We start from the raw sequence: 16,810 nt of genomic DNA, 5'->3' as shown, positions 1-16,810 counted from the left end.
CGACACCTCGGGCGGGTCCCGCGGTGTCAGTGGGCCCCGCTACGGTTTCGTCCATGGCTGCCCGTGCGAAGACCACCAAGGACCGTCCGTCCTACCGCTGCACCGAGTGCGGCTGGCAGACGGCCAAGTGGCTCGGCCGCTGCCCCGAGTGCCAGGCCTGGGGGACGGTCGAGGAGTACGGCGCGCCCGCGGTGCGCACGACCGCACCGGGCCGGGTGACGACCTCAGCCGTGCCCATCGGCCAGGTCGACGGGCGGCAGGCCACTGCCCGTTCCACCGGCGTGCCCGAGCTGGACCGCGTCCTCGGCGGCGGGCTCGTGCCCGGGGCGGTCGTCCTGCTCGCCGGTGAGCCCGGCGTCGGCAAGTCCACGCTGCTGCTGGACGTCGCGGCCAAGGCGGCCGGCGACGGGCACCGCACTCTGTATGTGACGGGCGAGGAGTCGGCGAGCCAGGTGCGGCTGCGTGCCGACCGCATCGGGGCCATCCACGACGACCTCTACCTGGCGGCGGAGACCGATCTCGCCGCCGTCCTCGGCCACTTGGACGCGGTGAAGCCGTCGCTCCTCGTCCTCGACTCCGTGCAGACCGTCGCCTCCCCCGAGATCGACGGCGCGCCCGGCGGCATGGCCCAGGTGCGCGAGGTCGCGGGAGCGCTCATCCGCGCCTCCAAGGAGCGCGGCATGGCCACCCTCCTCGTCGGCCACGTCACCAAGGACGGCGCGATCGCGGGTCCGCGCCTGCTCGAACACCTCGTGGACGTCGTGCTGCACTTCGAGGGCGACCGGCACGCGCGCCTGCGTCTCGTACGCGGCGTGAAGAACCGGTACGGCGCGACGGACGAGGTCGGCTGCTTCGAACTGCACGACGAGGGCATCACCGGGCTCGCCGACCCGAGCGGCCTGTTCCTCACCCGCCGCGACGAGCCGGTCCCCGGCACCTGTCTGACCGTCACGCTGGAGGGCCGTCGCCCCCTGGTGGCAGAGGTCCAGGCGCTGACCGTCGACACGCAGATCCCCTCCCCGCGGCGCACCACGTCCGGCCTGGAGACCTCCCGCGTCTCGATGATGCTCGCCGTCCTGGAGCAGCGGGGCCGCATCAGCGCCCTGGGCAAGCGGGACATCTACTCCGCGACCGTCGGCGGGGTGAAGCTCTCCGAGCCGGCCGCGGACCTGGCGATCGCGCTGGCGCTGGCGAGCGCCGCGAGCGACACCCCGCTGCCCAAGAATCTGGTGGCGATCGGCGAAGTGGGGCTGGCGGGCGAGGTCAGACGGGTCACCGGGGTCCAGCGCCGACTGGCCGAGGCGCACCGTCTGGGCTTCACGCACGCGCTCGTCCCGGCCGATGCGGGCAAGATCCCGGCCGGGATGAAGGTACTGGAAGTGGCGGACATGGGGGACGCCCTGCGGGTCCTTCCGCGCTCCCGTCGCCGAGAGGCCCCACGGGACGAGGAGGACCGCCGGTAGACTTTGCCCTGGTCTCGCCCGTCCGTACGAACCGAGTGTGCGACACGGGAGCGCCCCAGAACCTGCGACCGGAGGAGTGCAGTGGCAGCCAACGACCGGGCGGCAGCTCCCGGAAAGTCCGGCGGGAGTTCCGGTGCCGATGGCCTGATGCGCGCCTCACTGAGCGCCGTGGCACCCGGCACGGCCCTGCGCGACGGCCTCGAGCGGGTGCTCCGCGGCAACACCGGCGGTCTCATCGTGCTCGGCTCGGACAAGACCGTCGAGACGATGTGCACGGGCGGCTTCGTCCTGGACGTGGAGTTCACGGCGACCCGCCTGCGGGAGCTGTGCAAGCTGGACGGCGCCCTCGTACTCTCCTCGGATCTGTCGAAGATCCTCAGGGCCGGTGTGCAGCTGGTCCCGGACCCCACGATCCCGACGGAGGAGACGGGCACCCGCCACCGCACGGCGGACCGGGTGAGCAAGCAGGTCGGCTTCCCCGTGGTCTCCGTCTCCCAGTCGATGCGTCTGATCGCGCTCTACGTCGACGGGCAGCGCCGTGTCCTGGAGGACTCGGCGGCGATCCTCTCCCGCGCCAACCAGGCCCTGGCCACCCTGGAGCGGTACAAGCTCCGCCTGGACGAGGTGGCGGGCACGCTGTCCGCGCTGGAGATCGAGGACCTGGTGACGGTCCGGGACGTCTCCGCGGTGTCGCAGCGGCTGGAGATGGTCCGCCGCATCGCCACCGAAATCGCCGAATACGTGGTCGAACTGGGCACCGACGGCCGTCTGCTCGCCCTCCAGCTGGACGAGCTGATCGCCGGGGTTGAGCCCGAGCGGGAGCTGGTGGTGCGTGACTACGTGCCCGAGCCGACCGCCAAGCGCTCCCGCACGGTGGAGGAGGCGCTGTCCGAGCTGGACGCGCTCAGCCACGCCGAGCTTCTCGAACTGTCCACGGTGGCTCGCGCCTTGGGTTACACCGGCTCCCCCGAGGCTCTCGACTCGGCGGTGTCCCCGCGTGGCTTCCGCCTGCTGGCGAAGGTCCCGAGGCTGCCAGGCGCCATCATCGAGCGCCTGGTGGAGCACTTCGGGGGCCTCCAGAAACTACTGGCGGCGAGCGTCGACGACCTCCAGACGGTGGACGGCGTCGGTGAGGCGCGGGCCCGCAGCGTGCGGGAGGGGCTGTCGCGACTGGCGGAGTCTTCGATCCTCGAGCGGTACGTCTAGCCTCCGGCCGGTGCGGGGCCCCGGGCCGACCCTCTGGTCGGGGCCCGGTCTGCCGGTGTGATCGTCCTGGGACTGCGCCCCAGCCCCCTTCGGCCCGAACGGCCTCGTCCTCAAAAGCCGGACGGGCTCAGATCGCCCGGCCCCGGGCGAGGCGAAGACCCTAGTCCTTCGAGAGTACGAACGACGCCCGGGCGTCCGGGAAGCCGGGGGTCTTGACCTCGACCAGGTACGTACCAGCCGGTGCCGAACCGGCCGGGGGCGTCGCACAGTTCGCCGCGCTGGGCTTGCGGTCCCATTTCACGGTGTACGCGACCTGGTTGTCGGCGGGCACATGGAACAGCACGCCGCCCGAACCGCTCGGGCAGTCGGCCGAGGACCAGACCTTGCTGTTGCTGCCCGTCTGAGTGATCGTCAACACCGCGCTCCTGGGTCCTAGATCGACCTTGCAGTCATTGACGGAGGAATTCCTGGCGATCAGCTCGAATGTGGGGGTGTCCCCGGGCGCGTAGGTGTTGTGGAGGCTCTTCAGGGTCAACTGCACCGCGCTCGCCGTGCAGTTGGGCAGGGAGGAACCGGCTCCGGCCGGCAGCTGACCGCTCGAGGAACCGCCGGCGCCGCCGTCCGTCCCGTCGCCCGAGCCGCCGGAGTCACCGGCCCCGGACGCCCCGGACGACCCCGAACCGCTTCCACCGCTCGACTCGTCGCGACCGCCCGGGTGTTGACTGATCGCGGGGCCCGTACCGGAGGGCCCCGGAGTGATCGACGATGTGGGGTGTTTGCCGTTCGAGCCTCCCGCGCCGTTCTTCCCGCCGCCGCTGTCGGAGGAGGTGACCACCCACACGATGAGCAGCGTCAACAGGGCGACCACGGACAGCAGTACGGCCCTCCGTCGCCAGTAGATGGAGGAGGGAAGCGGCCCGACCGGATTGCGCAGAGATCCCACGGCGGAAACTGTACGAGAGATCGGCGCCGGGCCTTGCCCCACCCGCCGCCATGGCCCCAACTTTTCCAGATCATCATCCCGCACGGGCGCCACCGACGGACGTACGGAGGCGATCACGGGCACCGGGAAGGCCGGTCCACTCGCGGCCACGGACACGCGCGGAAGAGAACGGGGCGACTGTGCGCCCGCAGCGGCTCGCAGCGCGCGCCCGGGCCGACTGCTTCACCACGACCGCGCCGACCGCCGCACACGGTGAACCCACCGGCGCAGGCGGCAACCCGACGGCTCGCACGCGCGCCCCGGCGCCCCCTCCCACCGGCGCTTCCGCACCGTCCGCCACCCACCCATCCGCACACGCCCGGCCCACCGCCGCCGCACGACCGACCCCACCGCCACCGGCCGCCCACACACACCGCCCAACGCCCGCCCCAGCCACGCCCCCGCCACCCGCAATCTCGCCGGAGGAGGCACCGCCGAGGACAGAGCGCACCCCACCACCACGGGCGCCCCGTCATAGACAGAGCGCACCCACCACCGCGAGCGCCCGTATGAAAGGACCGCACCCACCACCGCGAGCCCATATGGACAGACGGCACCCACCACCGCGACCGCCCATATGGACAGACCGCACCGGCAACCGCGCCCCCTCCGCCGGCCACGGACAGAGCACACCCCCGCCCACACACCCGCGCCACCCCGCACCGAAGTCAAACGCACCCCACCGACACAACCACCCCCACGCCGAGCCGATCCCCCACCCCACCACCCCTCCCGTGGCAGGATCGAAGTCGTCATGACTGCACCCACCACCCCCACTCCCGCCCCCGTTCCCACCCAGACCGACGACACCGCCGGACTCACCCCCAGCGGCCAACCCCCCGGCAGGGCCTTGCACGGCCCGGTCATCGCCTGGTTCGACGAGCACGCCCGCGATCTCCCCTGGCGGCGCCCGGAAGCCGGACCGTGGGGCGTGATGGTCAGTGAGTTCATGCTGCAGCAGACGCCGGTCGGCCGCGTCCTGCCCGTCTACGAGCAGTGGCTCGCCCGCTGGCCGCGCCCCGCCGATCTCGCCAAGGAGCCTCCCGGCGAGTCCGTCCGCGCCTGGGGCCGCCTCGGTTACCCGCGCCGCGCCCTCCGGCTGCACGGCGCCGCCGTGGCCATAACGGAACGGCACGGCGGCGACGTACCCACCGCCCACGCCCAGCTCCTCGCGCTGCCCGGCATCGGCGAGTACACCGCGGCGGCCGTGGCGTCCTTCGCGTACGGCCAGCGTCACCCGGTCCTGGACACCAATGTGCGCCGTGTCCTCGCGCGCGCGGTCACCGGCGTGCAGTTCCCGCCCAACGCCACCACCGCCGCCGAGCGCAGGCTCGCCCGCGAACTGCTGCCCGAGGACGAGGGCACGGCGTCGCGCTGGGCCGCCGCCTCCATGGAACTCGGCGCGCTGATCTGCACCGCGAAGAACGAGACGTGCCACCGCTGCCCGATCGCCGCGCACTGCGCCTGGCAGCTGGCCGGGAAGCCGGAGCACGACGGCCCGCCTCGTCGCGGTCAGACGTACGCGGGAACGGACCGTCAGGTCCGCGGCCGGCTTCTGGCAGTTCTTCGGGAGGCCGTGAATCCGGTCCCGCAGTCGGTCCTCGACCGGGTGTGGGAGGAACCGGTGCAGCGCGCCCGAGCCCTGGACGGCCTGGTCTCCGACGGTCTGGTGGAGCCCCTTCCGGGCGGCCTGTACCGCCTCCCGCTCACCTGACTGCGGGTGACTGCGGGTGACTGTGTTCCGCCCGGGCGTGCGCCGCGCACCGCGCCCGGGCGGTGCGCGGCCGCCTCACGCCCAGCCGTTTCACAGCCCACGGCTCGGAACGTCACAGCGCTCGCCTCGCCACATCACAGCCTTCTCGGCCCACATTACGGACGAAATACCCCATACTCGCCCCAACTTCCGCTCCCCTTTACCCCGTTCCTGCCTCCGTTACACAACCGACGGATAGCCGAGGCCTCTCCGCAGGCTGCCTCGGACAACGCCGTGACAACCCGTCCGTAACTTCATATGCGTGCCGCAGCGGATGCGGCACACAAGCTGACACAGGCTTTGGAGAAACCGGCACTCGGCTGTGGGACGCAGCCGGCGGACAGGTCGGAACGGGGAACGGAGGCGGTTGGAATGGCGCACGGCGAGGTGCTCGAATTCGAAGAGTATGTACGCACCCGGCAGGACGCGCTGCTGCGCAGCGCCCGGCGTCTGGTCCCCGACCCGACCGACGCCCAGGACCTGCTGCAGACCGCGCTGGTGCGCACGTACGGCCGCTGGGAGGGCATCGCCGACAAGCGCCTGGCGGACGCCTATCTGCGCCGCGTCATGATCAACACTCGTACTGAGTGGTGGCGGGCCCGTAGGCTGGAGGAGGTACCCACCGAGCAGCTCCCGGACGCGTCGGTAGACGACTCCACCGAGCAGCACGCCGACCGTGCCCTGCTGATGGACGTCCTGAAGGTCCTCGCTCCGAAGCAGCGCAGTGTCGTCGTGCTGCGACACTGGGAGCAGATGTCCACGGAGGAGACGGCCGCCGCCCTCGGCATGTCGGCCGGAACGGTCAAGAGCACGCTGCACCGGGCGCTCGCCCGGCTCCGGGAGGAGCTGGAGGCCCGCGACCTGGACGCACGCGCGCTGGAGCGTGAGGAGCGGGAGCGTTGCGCGGCCTAGGCACGGGGGCCATACGGCCCAGCGGAGCCCTCAAGGCGGCGGTGGCGGCTGTGGCCGCGATCGCCGCCCTCGGGCTTCTCGTCTCCGCCTGCGCCACCGGCGGCACGGGCGCGCGGGACGAGGGCCCGGCGGGCAGCCAGTCGGTCGTCGCGGGCACCGCCAAGCCCTCCGCCTCACCGACCACCAAGGAGCCCACGCGGCTCGACGTGGTGAAGCTGGTCAAGGACGATCCCCAGGTCGCGAACGCGGTCAAGGAGGATCTGAAGCCCTGCGTCGCCGACGAGTACCCGGTCGACGTGTCCTACGGCGACCTGACCGGCGGCACCGTGAACGACATCGTGGTCAACGTGATGACGTGCGGCGACGCCGTCGGTGTGGGCTCGTACGTGTACCAGCTGAAGAACCACAGGTACCAGAATGTCTTCAAGGCCGAGGACCCTCCGGTCTACGCGGAGATAGACCGCGGTGACCTGGTGGTGACCCAGCAGATGTACGAGAAGGGCGACCCGGTGTCGTATCCCTCCAGCGAGGAAGTGATCAGCTACCGCTGGTCGACGAGTCACTTCACCGAGCAGGCCCGCACGCACAACGAGTACAGCAACGCCGTGGGCAACAGCGGCACGGCCGCCCCGACCGGGAACTGAGAGCAGCGGATGGCAGAGCAGACCCACGTCCTGTTCGTCGAGGACGACGACGTCATCCGCGAGGCCACCCAGCTCGCGCTGGAGCGGGACGGCTTCGCGGTCACCGCCATGCCCGACGGACTGTCGGGCCTGGAGGCGTTCCGCTCGCGTCGCCCCGACATCGCCCTGCTGGACGTGATGGTCCCCGGTCTGGACGGCGTCAGCCTGTGCCGCCGCATCCGCGACGAGTCGACCGTGCCCGTGATCATGCTGTCCGCGCGTGCCGACTCGATCGACGTGGTGCTCGGCCTGGAGGCGGGCGCCGACGACTATGTGACCAAGCCGTTCGACGGTGCGGTGCTGGTCGCGCGCATCCGCGCGGTGCTGCGACGCTTCGGGCACGCGAGCGGCACCGACCGGACGTCCGGCAACGACTCGTCGGTGGACGCCGGGGTGCTCACCTTCGGCGAGCTGGAGGTCGACACCGAGGGCATGGAGGTACGCCGGTCCGGGCAGCCGGTGGGGCTCACGCCGACCGAGATGCGACTGCTGCTGGAGTTCTCGTCGGCTCCGGGCACGGTACTTTCCCGGGACAAGCTGCTGGAGCGCGTATGGGATTATGGGTGGGGCGGTGACACCCGTGTCGTCGACGTCCACGTGCAGCGACTGCGCACGAAGATCGGCCAGGACCGGATCGAGACGGTCCGCGGCTTCGGTTACAAGTTGAAGGCCTGAGAGCAGGAGTATGCGGGGGATTCTCGGACGCCTGGTCCCGGATGACGCCATACGGACGGGTCTCAGATGGAAGCTCAGCGCGGCGATCGCCCTGGTCGGCGCGCTGGTCGCGATTGCACTGAGCCTGGTCGTGCACAACGCGGCCCGCGTGTCGATGCTGGACAACTCGCGTGACCTCGCCGATGAGCGCATCCAGGTGGCCCAGCGGATGTACGAGTCCGGGCGCACCCAGACCTTCGGCGTCAAGGTCGACGACCCAGCCATTCCGCGGGACCTGCTGGAGAAGGTCGTGCAGGGCCGACGCGCCACCTTTGTGTCCGAAGGTGCGCACGGCGTGCCGGACATCTGGGCCGCCATGCCGCTCAAGGACGGCCGGGTCCTGTCGCTGCACACCCGCTTCACGGACCGCAGCGCCAGTGTGATGGCGGACCTCGACCAGGCGCTGATCATCGGTTCGGTCGCGGTGGTCCTCGGCGGTTCGGCGCTCGGCGTACTGATCGGCGGGCAGCTGTCACGGCGTCTGCGCAAGGCGGCGGCCGCCGCGAACCGGGTCGCCAAGGGCGAGACCGACGTCCGCGTACGGGACGCCATCGGCGGCGTGGTGCGCGACGAGACGGACGACCTGGCGCGCGCGGTGGACGCGATGGCGGACACACTCCAGCAGCGCCTGGAGGCGGAGCGCCGGGTGACGGCGGACATCGCGCACGAGCTGCGCACGCCGGTCACGGGCCTGCTCACGGCGGCGGAGCTCCTCCCGCCCGGCCGCCCCACCGAACTGGTCCTCGACCGCGCGAAGGCCATGCGCACGCTGGTGGAGGACGTCCTGGAGGTGGCCCGCCTGGACGGCGCCTCCGAGCGTGCCGAACTGCAGGACATCATGCTCGGCGAGTTCGTCACCCGGCGGGTGGCCGCGAAGGACGCGGACGTCAAGGTCCGGGTGATCCACGAGTCGGAGGTCACCACGGACCCGCGCCGCCTGGAGCGCGTGCTGTTCAACCTGCTGGCGAACGCGGCGCGGCACGGCAAGCCGCCGATCGAGGTGTCGGTCGAGGGCCGGGTGATCCGTGTAAGGGACCACGGCCCCGGCTTCCCGGAGGAGCTGCTCGCGGACGGTCCGCAGCGCTTCCGCACGGGCCGCTCGGACCGCTCGGGCGCCGGTCACGGGCTGGGCCTGACGATCGCGGCGGGCCAGGCACGCGTGATGGGCGCGCGCCTCACGTTCCGCAACGTACGGGCTGCCGGGGTGCCGGAGCACATCCCGGCCGAGGGAGCGGTCGCCGTGCTGTGGCTTCCGGAGCACGCGCCGACGAACACGGGAAGCTTCCCGATGCTGCCCCTGTCCGGGAGCTGACCTGCTGCCTCTGTCCGGGAGCCGGCCTGCTGCCCCCTGTCCGGGAGCCGGCCTGCGGGCCTGACCTCCTGGTCGGCGGCGGGCGGTTCCCGGTGATCTAGCAGGCCCAGTCCTTGTCGAAGTCCAGGCCGCCCTCCCGGCGCTGGGTGAAGGAGAACCAGTTGCCGGAGTCGTCCCGGAAGAGCGCCTCGGTGCCGTAGGGGCGCTCCTGCGGCTCCTGGAGGAACTCCACGCCGCGCTCCTTGAGTTTCTTGTAGTCCCCGTGGATGTCGTCGGTGGCCAGTACGCCGGCGCCGAGGGCGCCCTTGGCCACGAGCTTCTTCATCATCTCGGCGGACTCGGGGTCCATCGCGGGCGGCCCCGGCACCATGAGCGTGAGCTCGACGTCGGGCTGGTCGGGGGCGCCGACGGTGAGCCAGCGCATACCGCCGTCCCCCATGGTCATGTCGGTACGGACCTCGAGGCCCAGCTTCTGTGTGTAGAACTCCTTGGCTCGGTCCTGGTCGAGGACCCAGACGGTCGTGATGGCAAGTCCCTTGATCATGGCGTTCTCCCGAGTGCGGTGGGTTGCTTGCGCTGCCACGGTAAACAGCGGGGACGTCAGCGCGCTTCTCCGGAATTGCTCTCCCGCGTGCCGGTCCCCGGGCGGAATCCACCGGCCCAGAGCATCGCGTAGCACCCGGGGATGAGGGCGGCCCCGCGGCCCACGTGCTTGGCCCGGTACTCACTGGGGGTCAGCCCGGTCCAGGACTTGAAGCGCGCCGAGAACGTGCCCACGCTGCTGAACCCCACGAGATGGCAGATCTCGGTCACGGTGAGGTTCGCGGTGCGCAGGAGATCCTCGGCCCGCTCGATCCGCCGGTGCGTCAGATACTGGCCCGGCGTCTCCCCGTACGCCGCCTTGAAGGCCCGTATGAAGTGATAGCGCGAGTACCCTGCGTGCGCGGCCACGGCATCGAGGTCGAGCGCCGGGTCGGCCCAGTCCCGGTCCATCGCGTCCTTGGCGATCCGGAGCTGCCGCATCTTGTCCACGGCGTCGATGGTGGCACGAGGCACTGACATCGAGACCGGGGGTGGCCCCGCTCTGGACTCCGGCCCGGGCACTGACCGCCACTCCGGCCGTCCGGCCGTCCGGCCGTGTCATCCCTGCGCATGGCCGCGCGGGCCGTATCCCCGCCCCCACGCAAGGGCGAAGGCCCCCGGGGCGGACAACTCCGGGGGCCTTCGGGCCGAGAGGCGAGCGAGTCAGACGGCCTCTGCAACCGCCGGCTGCGCATCCGCGGCGTCCCCAGCCGCGCCCCCGGCCTGCTTGTCCGGCCCCGCTCCCCGCAGCGGAACCTCCTTCACGAACACCGCAGCCGCCAGCGCCGCCACGGCCACCACCGCGCCGAGCAGGAACGCGGAGTGCGTACCCGCCGACACCGCGTACTGGTAGGCCTCACGGGCCGCCGCGGGCAGCTTCTGCAGGCTCTTCGCGTCAAGCTGGGCGGACTGCTCGGTGATCTTCGAACCGTGCGGGCCCGCCCGGTGTGCCATCACGTCCTGCACCCGGTTGTTGAACAGCGCGCCCATGATCGCGACACCGAAGGAGGAACCGAGCGTCCTGGCCAGGGTGGTGGTCGACGATGCGACACCCATGTCCCTCATCTCGACGCTGTTCTGCGCCACCAGCATGGTGATCTGCATGAGGCAGCCCATTCCGGCGCCCAGAATGGCCATGTACACACCTGAGGTGAACCGGCTCGTTCCCGTGTCCATCTGTGAGAGCAGGTACAGGCCCACGATCATCAGCACACTGCCGACCAGCGGGAAGATCTTGTAGCGCCCGCTGTTGGTGGTGACCCGGCCCGCGATCATCGACACGACGAGCATCGCACCGAGCATCGGCAGGAGCAGCAGCCCGGAGTTCGTCGCGGACGCGCCCTGCACCGCCTGCTGGTACAGCGGCAGGAACAACGTCGCACCGAACATCACGAACCCGGTGATGAACCCGATCGCCGACATCAGCGAGAAGTTGCGGCTGCGGAAGATGTGCAGCGGCACGACCGGCTCCGCGGCCCTGGTCTGCCAGAACCCGAACCCGACGAGAGCGGCGACGCCGATCCCGGTCAGCTCCATGATCCGCGCGGAGGTCCAGGCGTACTCGGTCCCGCCCCAGGTGGTGACCAGCACGATCGAGGTGATGCCGACGGTCAGCAGCGCGGCGCCGAGGTAGTCGATACGGGCCTGGGAGCGCTTCTTCGGCAGGTGCAGTACGACACTGATGGCGGCGAGGGCGACGACACCGAGCGGCAGGTTGATGTAGAACGCCCAGCGCCAGCCCCAGTGGTCGGTGATGGTGCCGCCGACCAGCGGTCCGCCGATCATCGCGAGCGCCATGACGCCCGCCATCATGCCCTGGTACTTGCCGCGCTCCCGCGGCGGTATCAGATCGCCGATGATGGCCATGACGCCCACCATGAGGCCGCCGGCGCCCAGACCCTGAACGGCACGGAAGCCGATGAGCTGGCCCATGTTCTGCGCCATACCGCTGAGCGCCGATCCGGCCAGGAAGATCACGATCGAGCTCATGAAGGCGCCCTTGCGCCCGTACATGTCGCCGATCTTGCCCCACAGCGGGGTGGAGGCGGCGGTCGCGAGCGTGTACCCGGTCACGACCCACGACAGGTGCTGGAGCCCGCCGAGCTCGCCCACGATCGTCGGCATCGCCGTGCCCACGATCATGTTGTCGAGCATCGCGAGCATCATCGTGATCATCAGGGCGAGCAGGACGACCCGCACGCTCCGTGGCTGTTTCCCGCTCCCGGCTGGTGCCGCGTTGTCCGCCATGCTGCCACTCCCCTAGGTACTGCGGGCCGCCCGGCTACTTACTTGCCGACCGGCTAGCTGACTACACTGAGGGAAGGTAGCCCCGTAACTAGCCGGGCGTCAAGTAAGTTTGGTGGGCCTGCCTGTCGCGCGGTAAGCAGGTCTCCAGGAGTCCGAGGAGTACGAGGATGGGCGGCACCACCATGGACGGCACCAAGCGTCAGCGGCGCGGGGACACCCGCCAGCGCATCCAGGACGTGGCGCTCGAACTCTTCGCGGAGCAGGGCTACGAGAAGACCTCGCTGCGTGAGATCGCCGAGCGCCTGGACGTCACCAAGGCCGCGCTCTACTACCACTTCAAGACCAAGGAAGAGATCCTCGTCAGCATCTTCGAGGACCTGACCCGCCCCATGGACGAGCTGATCGAGTGGGGCAGGGCGCAACCGCACCACCTGGAGACCAAGCAGGAGGTGCTGCGCCGCTACAGCGAGGCGCTGGCCGGCGCGGCCCCGCTGTTCCGCTTCATGCAGGAGAACCAGGCGACGATCCGCGAGCTGAGCATCGGCAACCAGTTCAAGGACCGCATGCTGCAGATGCGCGAAATCATCAGGGACCCGGACGCGTCCCTGACCGACCAGGTCCGCTGCGTCAGCGCGCTGTTCACGATGCACGCGGGGATGTTCTTGCTCCACGAGGTCGACGGCGATCCCGAGGACAAGCGCAAGGCGGTCCTGGAAGTAGCCATCGACCTGGTCACACAGGCACATGCGGGCACCCGGACGACCCGGGCGTCGTAGGAACGCCCCGTCCTCGGATCGGAACTGGCGGCCCTGCCGGCTCCGACCGCACGAAAAGGGGCTGCTCCGGGACCTGGGTCCCGGAGCAGCCCCTTTCGTTCAGGCCGAGCGTCCTGCGCTCACGCCTCCTTGCTCAGGTTCGGGCCCGCGCCACCGGCCGCCTGCTCGATCGGCGGGACGTCCGGCAGTGCCGACTTCTCCTCACCGCGGAAGGTGAAGGTCTTGGAGTCGCCCTCGCCCTCCGTGTCGACGACCACGATGTGGCCCGGACGCAGCTCCCCGAAGAGGATCTTCTCGGAGAGCGTGTCCTCGATCTCGCGCTGGATCGTGCGGCGCAGCGGCCGGGCGCCCAGCACGGGGTCGTAGCCCTTCTTCGCCAGCAGCTCCTTCGCGGACTGGGCGAGTTCGATGCCCATGTCCCGGTCCTTGAGCCGCTCGTCCACCTTGCTGATCATCAGGTCGACGATCGCCAGGATGTCCCGCTGGGTCAGCTGCGGGAAGACGACCACGTCGTCGACGCGGTTGAGGAACTCGGGCCGGAAGTGCTGCTTCAGCTCGTCCGACACCTTGTTCTTCATGCGCTCGTAGTTGGTCTTCGTGTCGCCGGCGGCGGCGAAGCCCAGGTTGAAGCCCTTGGAGATGTCCCGGGTGCCGAGGTTGGTCGTCATGATGATGACCGTGTTCTTGAAGTCCACGACCCGGCCCTGGGAGTCGGTCAGACGACCGTCCTCCAGGATCTGCAGCAGCGAGTTGAAGATGTCCGGGTGAGCCTTCTCGACCTCGTCGAAGAGGACCACCGAGAACGGCTTGCGGCGCACCTTCTCCGTCAGCTGGCCGCCCTCCTCGTAGCCCACGTATCCGGGCGGGGAACCGAAGAGACGCGACACCGTGTGCTTCTCGCTGAACTCCGACATGTCGAGGGAGATCAGCGCGTCCTCGTCGCCGAACAGGAACTCGGCGAGCGCCTTGGACAGCTCGGTCTTACCGACACCGGACGGGCCCGCGAAGATGAACGAACCACCCGGGCGCTTCGGGTCCTTCAGACCCGCACGCGTACGACGGATCGCCTTGGAGAGCGCCTTGACGGCGTCCACCTGGCCGATGACCCGCTTGTGGAGCTCGTCCTCCATACGGAGCAGCCGGCTGGACTCCTCCTCGGTGAGCTTGAACACCGGGATGCCCGTGGCGGTGGCCAGGACCTCGGCGATCAGCTCGCCGTCGACCTCGGCGACGACGTCCATGTCGCCGGCCTTCCACTCCTTCTCCCGCTTGGCCTTCGCGGAGAGCAGCTGCTTCTCCTTGTCGCGGAGAGAAGCCGCCTTCTCGAAGTCCTGGGAGTCGATCGCCGACTCCTTGTCCCGGCGGACGGCCGCGATCTTCTCGTCGAACTCGCGGAGGTCCGGCGGCGCGGTCATCCGGCGGATGCGCATGCGGGAACCGGCCTCGTCGATCAGGTCGATCGCCTTGTCCGGCAGGAAGCGGTCCGAGATGTAGCGGTCGGCCAGGGTGGCGGCCTGGACCAGGGCCTCGTCCGTGATGGAGACGCGGTGGTGCGCCTCGTACCGGTCGCGCAGCCCCTTGAGGATCTCGATGGTGTGCGGCAGCGACGGCTCCGCAACCTGGATGGGCTGGAAGCGGCGCTCCAGGGCCGCGTCCTTCTCCAGGTGCTTGCGGTACTCGTCGAGCGTGGTCGCACCGATCGTCTGCAGCTCACCGCGGGCCAGCATCGGCTTCAGGATGGAAGCCGCGTCGATGGCGCCCTCGGCGGCACCCGCACCGACCAGCGTGTGCAGCTCGTCGATGAACAGGATGATGTCGCCGCGGGTGCGGATCTCCTTGAGCACCTTCTTCAGGCGCTCCTCGAAGTCACCGCGGTAGCGGGAGCCGGCGACCAGCGCGCCCAGGTCGAGGGTGTAGAGGTGCTTGTCCTTGAGGGTCTCGGGCACCTCGCCCTTGACGATGGCCTGCGCCAGGCCCTCGACGACCGCCGTCTTGCCGACGCCGGGCTCGCCGATGAGCACCGGGTTGTTCTTGGTCCGGCGGGACAGCACCTGCATGACCCGCTCGATCTCCTTCTCGCGCCCGATGACCGGGTCGAGCTTGGACTCACGGGCGGCCTGGGTGAGGTTCCGGCCGAACTGGTCCAGGACGAGAGAGGTCGAGGGCGTGCCCTCGGCCGGGCCGCCCGCGGTGGCGGTCTCCTTGCCCTGGTAGCCCGACAGCAGCTGGATGACCTGCTGGCGGACACGGTTGAGGTCTGCGCCCAGCTTGACCAGGACCTGGGCGGCGACGCCCTCGCCCTCACGGATCAGGCCGAGCAGGATGTGCTCCGTGCCGATGTAGTTGTGGCCCAGCTGAAGAGCCTCGCGGAGCGACAGCTCCAGGACCTTCTTGGCACGGGGGGTGAAGGGGATGTGGCCCGAGGGCGCCTGCTGGCCCTGGCCGATGATCTCCTCCACCTGCTGGCGGACCGCCTCGAGCGAAATCCCGAGGCTCTCCAGGGCCTTAGCGGCGACACCCTCACCCTCGTGGATCAGGCCCAGGAGGATGTGCTCGGTGCCGATGTAGTTGTGGTTGAGCATCCGGGCTTCTTCCTGAGCCAGGACGACAACCCGCCGCGCGCGGTCGGTGAACCTCTCGAACATCGTTAATCGCTCCTCAGAGCGGTCAGGCAGTAAGGGGACGCTCCCCTTGCTGTCCTTCCGCAGCTTAGTCCCGCAAGCGGGGACCGCTCATTCCAACTGCCGACACCGTCCTTGGCCTCCTGACCCCGAACGCCGACATCTGCTCCAACCCGATGGTGCGAGACGATGTTCCCGCAGGCCAGGCAGTTACCCCTCTCTCCAGTACGCCCATGGCGAACGTGAGACCGCCCGTCCTTCGCGACGCCCCCTCCCACTAGGGATGTCTTACCCGTCCGCACGGACAGTCCATGCCGAGCGCACCGGTTCCCTCCGCTACGGGCGAACATCCTTGCGCGGCCGAACACCCCCGTACGCCCCCTTTTCCGGCACTGTGCGCAGTCGTCTCGCAACCCAGCGTAACCTGAGGCCGACTTCCCCTGTTGCTCCTGGCATGGCCCGCCCGTCGCCAGACCGCCGCCCCTCGTCGAGGCGCTGCGCGCCGCCGGCGCCCGGCGCGGTCCCTACGCCCCGGCGGCCGCTCGAGCGACCACTGCCCCTGGTCGGGCGGGCGCGTCAGTGGTACGAAAAGGAGCTGGGCTGGGCGACCGCGCCCGGAGAGCCGGTGCGGCTGGTCACAGGCCTGCGCTTCGACGTCCTGGACGTCCCCGCGGAGGCGGGTCTGCCCGCGCTGCGGCATCTGGGTCCCGCGTCCCCTGTCGCGCTGTGCGGGGAGCGGATGCGGCTGCTGGTGGCCGCGGGCAGCTCGGAGGAGCTGCCAGGACTGCTCGACTGGCTGGAGTGGGGCTCCCTGGACCTCGACCTCACGGCGACCGGGGCGGGCGGGCACATCGAGGCGCCGCTGCCGCCCGGGTGGGCCACGTCCCCCGTGCCCCCGGGACCGGCGGGCACCCCGGGACCCCGGCCGCTTCCCCCGGGCGGAGACGATTCACAGGGGGCCGCCGTGTGGCTGCGGCCCCCCGAGCCGGGGTGCGAGGTCGAACTTCTGCTGCCGACAGTGTCGGCCGTCGGGGGCGTCGGAGGCGCCCCCGACCTGGTACGGCTGGTCGACACGGTGGCCACGGAGTGCCACCGGCTCCGGCTGCTGCGCGCGTGCGCTCAGGCGTTGGCCTTCTCGTAGGCCTCGCGGATGGACGCAGGAACACGGCCACGGTCGTTGACCTCGTAACCGTTCTCCTTCGCCCAGGCGCGGATCTGCGCGGTGTCCTGGCTGCCACCGGAAACGGCGGCGCGAGCCTTGCCACGTCCGCCCGAGGCACGGCCCCCGGTACGACGGCCGCCCTTCACATAGGGCTCGAGAAGGCCACGGAGCTTGTCCGCGTTGCCGGTCGTGAGATCGATCTCGTACGTCTTGCCGTCCAGCGCGAACGTGACAGTCTCGTCCGCCTCGCCGCCGTCGAGGTCGTCGACAAGAAGGACCTGAACCTTCTGTGCCACCGGATTTCCTTTCATCGATAACTTCAGGGCCGAGGGTCCGCGGACTGTGCCGCTTGTTTCGCGTCCCCTGTTATATGCAGTACTGCAGTACGTCGGAAAGC

At 70.2% G+C, this 16,810-nt stretch carries 15 protein-coding genes; 9 read left to right on the top strand and 6 right to left on the bottom strand.

Annotated elements, in window-relative coordinates; all coding sequences use genetic code 11:
- Positions 1 to 53 precede the first annotated feature (53 nt).
- Complete coding sequence (gene radA, locus AAW14_RS27780; protein WP_265566698.1) at positions 54 to 1,463, top strand: DNA repair protein RadA; 1,410 nt, start codon at positions 54 to 56, stop codon at positions 1,461 to 1,463.
- Positions 1,464 to 1,544: 81 nt separating this feature from the next.
- The gene (disA, locus tag AAW14_RS27775; protein ID WP_265566697.1) at positions 1,545 to 2,669 is read left to right on the top strand and encodes a DNA integrity scanning diadenylate cyclase DisA; all 1,125 of its coding nucleotides are present in this window, start codon (positions 1,545 to 1,547) and stop codon (positions 2,667 to 2,669) included.
- A 160-nt stretch (positions 2,670 to 2,829) separates the two neighbouring features.
- Here disA and AAW14_RS27770 read toward each other — a convergent pair whose 3' ends face one another.
- The gene (locus tag AAW14_RS27770; protein WP_265566696.1) at positions 2,830 to 3,612 is read right to left on the bottom strand and encodes a hypothetical protein; all 783 of its coding nucleotides are present in this window, start codon (positions 3,610 to 3,612) and stop codon (positions 2,830 to 2,832) included.
- 793 nt (positions 3,613 to 4,405) lie between these two features.
- On the opposite strand from AAW14_RS27770, the gene AAW14_RS27765 reads away from it, so the two are divergent.
- From AAW14_RS27765 to cseC, 5 genes are all read left to right on the top strand, one after another.
- Positions 4,406 to 5,365, top strand: a complete 960-nt coding sequence (locus tag AAW14_RS27765; protein WP_265566695.1) for an A/G-specific adenine glycosylase — start codon at positions 4,406 to 4,408, stop codon at positions 5,363 to 5,365.
- Between the two features lie 411 nt (positions 5,366 to 5,776).
- Entirely contained in the window at positions 5,777 to 6,316 is a 540-nt protein-coding gene (locus AAW14_RS27760; RefSeq protein WP_055491967.1) for a SigE family RNA polymerase sigma factor, read from the top strand.
- Entirely contained in the window at positions 6,304 to 6,960 is a 657-nt protein-coding gene (locus AAW14_RS27755) for a hypothetical protein (protein ID WP_265566694.1), read from the top strand. Before AAW14_RS27760 ends, AAW14_RS27755 begins: the two co-directional genes overlap by 13 nt.
- A gap of 9 nt (positions 6,961 to 6,969) precedes the next feature.
- Entirely contained in the window at positions 6,970 to 7,674 is a 705-nt protein-coding gene (gene cseB / locus AAW14_RS27750) for a two-component system response regulator CseB (protein WP_265566693.1), read from the top strand.
- Between the two features lie 10 nt (positions 7,675 to 7,684).
- On the top strand, positions 7,685 to 9,025 hold the full coding sequence (cseC, locus tag AAW14_RS27745; protein WP_265566692.1) for a two-component system sensor histidine kinase CseC: 1,341 nt from the start codon (positions 7,685 to 7,687) through the stop codon (positions 9,023 to 9,025).
- Between the two features lie 97 nt (positions 9,026 to 9,122).
- Here cseC and AAW14_RS27740 read toward each other — a convergent pair whose 3' ends face one another.
- The 3 genes from AAW14_RS27740 to AAW14_RS27730 form a co-directional block, all read right to left on the bottom strand.
- Positions 9,123 to 9,569 (bottom strand): VOC family protein, encoded by a 447-nt coding sequence (locus tag AAW14_RS27740; RefSeq protein ID WP_265566691.1) that lies wholly within the window; start codon positions 9,567 to 9,569, stop codon positions 9,123 to 9,125.
- 56 nt (positions 9,570 to 9,625) lie between these two features.
- Positions 9,626 to 10,048 carry a helix-turn-helix transcriptional regulator gene (locus AAW14_RS27735; RefSeq protein WP_265566718.1) on the bottom strand — a complete coding sequence of 141 codons (423 nt, stop codon included), beginning with the start codon at positions 10,046 to 10,048 and terminating at the stop codon, positions 9,626 to 9,628.
- Between the two features lie 222 nt (positions 10,049 to 10,270).
- Positions 10,271 to 11,854 carry an MDR family MFS transporter gene (locus tag AAW14_RS27730; protein WP_265566690.1) on the bottom strand — a complete coding sequence of 528 codons (1,584 nt, stop codon included), beginning with the start codon at positions 11,852 to 11,854 and terminating at the stop codon, positions 10,271 to 10,273.
- Positions 11,855 to 12,021: 167 nt separating this feature from the next.
- Between AAW14_RS27730 and AAW14_RS27725 the strand changes: the two genes are divergently transcribed.
- Positions 12,022 to 12,630, top strand: a complete 609-nt coding sequence (locus AAW14_RS27725; RefSeq protein WP_265566689.1) for a TetR/AcrR family transcriptional regulator — start codon at positions 12,022 to 12,024, stop codon at positions 12,628 to 12,630.
- Between the two features lie 119 nt (positions 12,631 to 12,749).
- On the opposite strand, the gene AAW14_RS27720 is transcribed toward AAW14_RS27725, so the two are convergent.
- Positions 12,750 to 15,275 (bottom strand): ATP-dependent Clp protease ATP-binding subunit, encoded by a 2,526-nt coding sequence (locus tag AAW14_RS27720; protein WP_265566688.1) that lies wholly within the window; start codon positions 15,273 to 15,275, stop codon positions 12,750 to 12,752.
- A 430-nt stretch (positions 15,276 to 15,705) separates the two neighbouring features.
- Between AAW14_RS27720 and AAW14_RS27715 the strand changes: the two genes are divergently transcribed.
- Positions 15,706 to 16,392, top strand: coding sequence for an SCO3374 family protein (locus tag AAW14_RS27715; RefSeq protein ID WP_265566687.1), 687 nt, complete (start codon positions 15,706 to 15,708; stop codon positions 16,390 to 16,392).
- Here AAW14_RS27715 and AAW14_RS27710 read toward each other — a convergent pair.
- Positions 16,371 to 16,709, bottom strand: a complete 339-nt coding sequence (locus AAW14_RS27710) for a histone-like nucleoid-structuring protein Lsr2 (protein ID WP_265566686.1) — start codon at positions 16,707 to 16,709, stop codon at positions 16,371 to 16,373. The two genes, AAW14_RS27715 and AAW14_RS27710, sit on opposite strands and share 22 nt — an antisense overlap.
- Positions 16,710 to 16,810 lie beyond the last annotated feature (101 nt).

It is taken from the genome of Streptomyces hygroscopicus, from assembly GCF_026168105.1.
GTDB classification, from domain to species: domain Bacteria; phylum Actinomycetota; class Actinomycetes; order Streptomycetales; family Streptomycetaceae; genus Streptomyces; species Streptomyces hygroscopicus_D.
The sequence above is the reverse complement of the archived record's forward strand: the minus strand, read 5'-3'. Positions and strand labels throughout refer to the sequence as shown.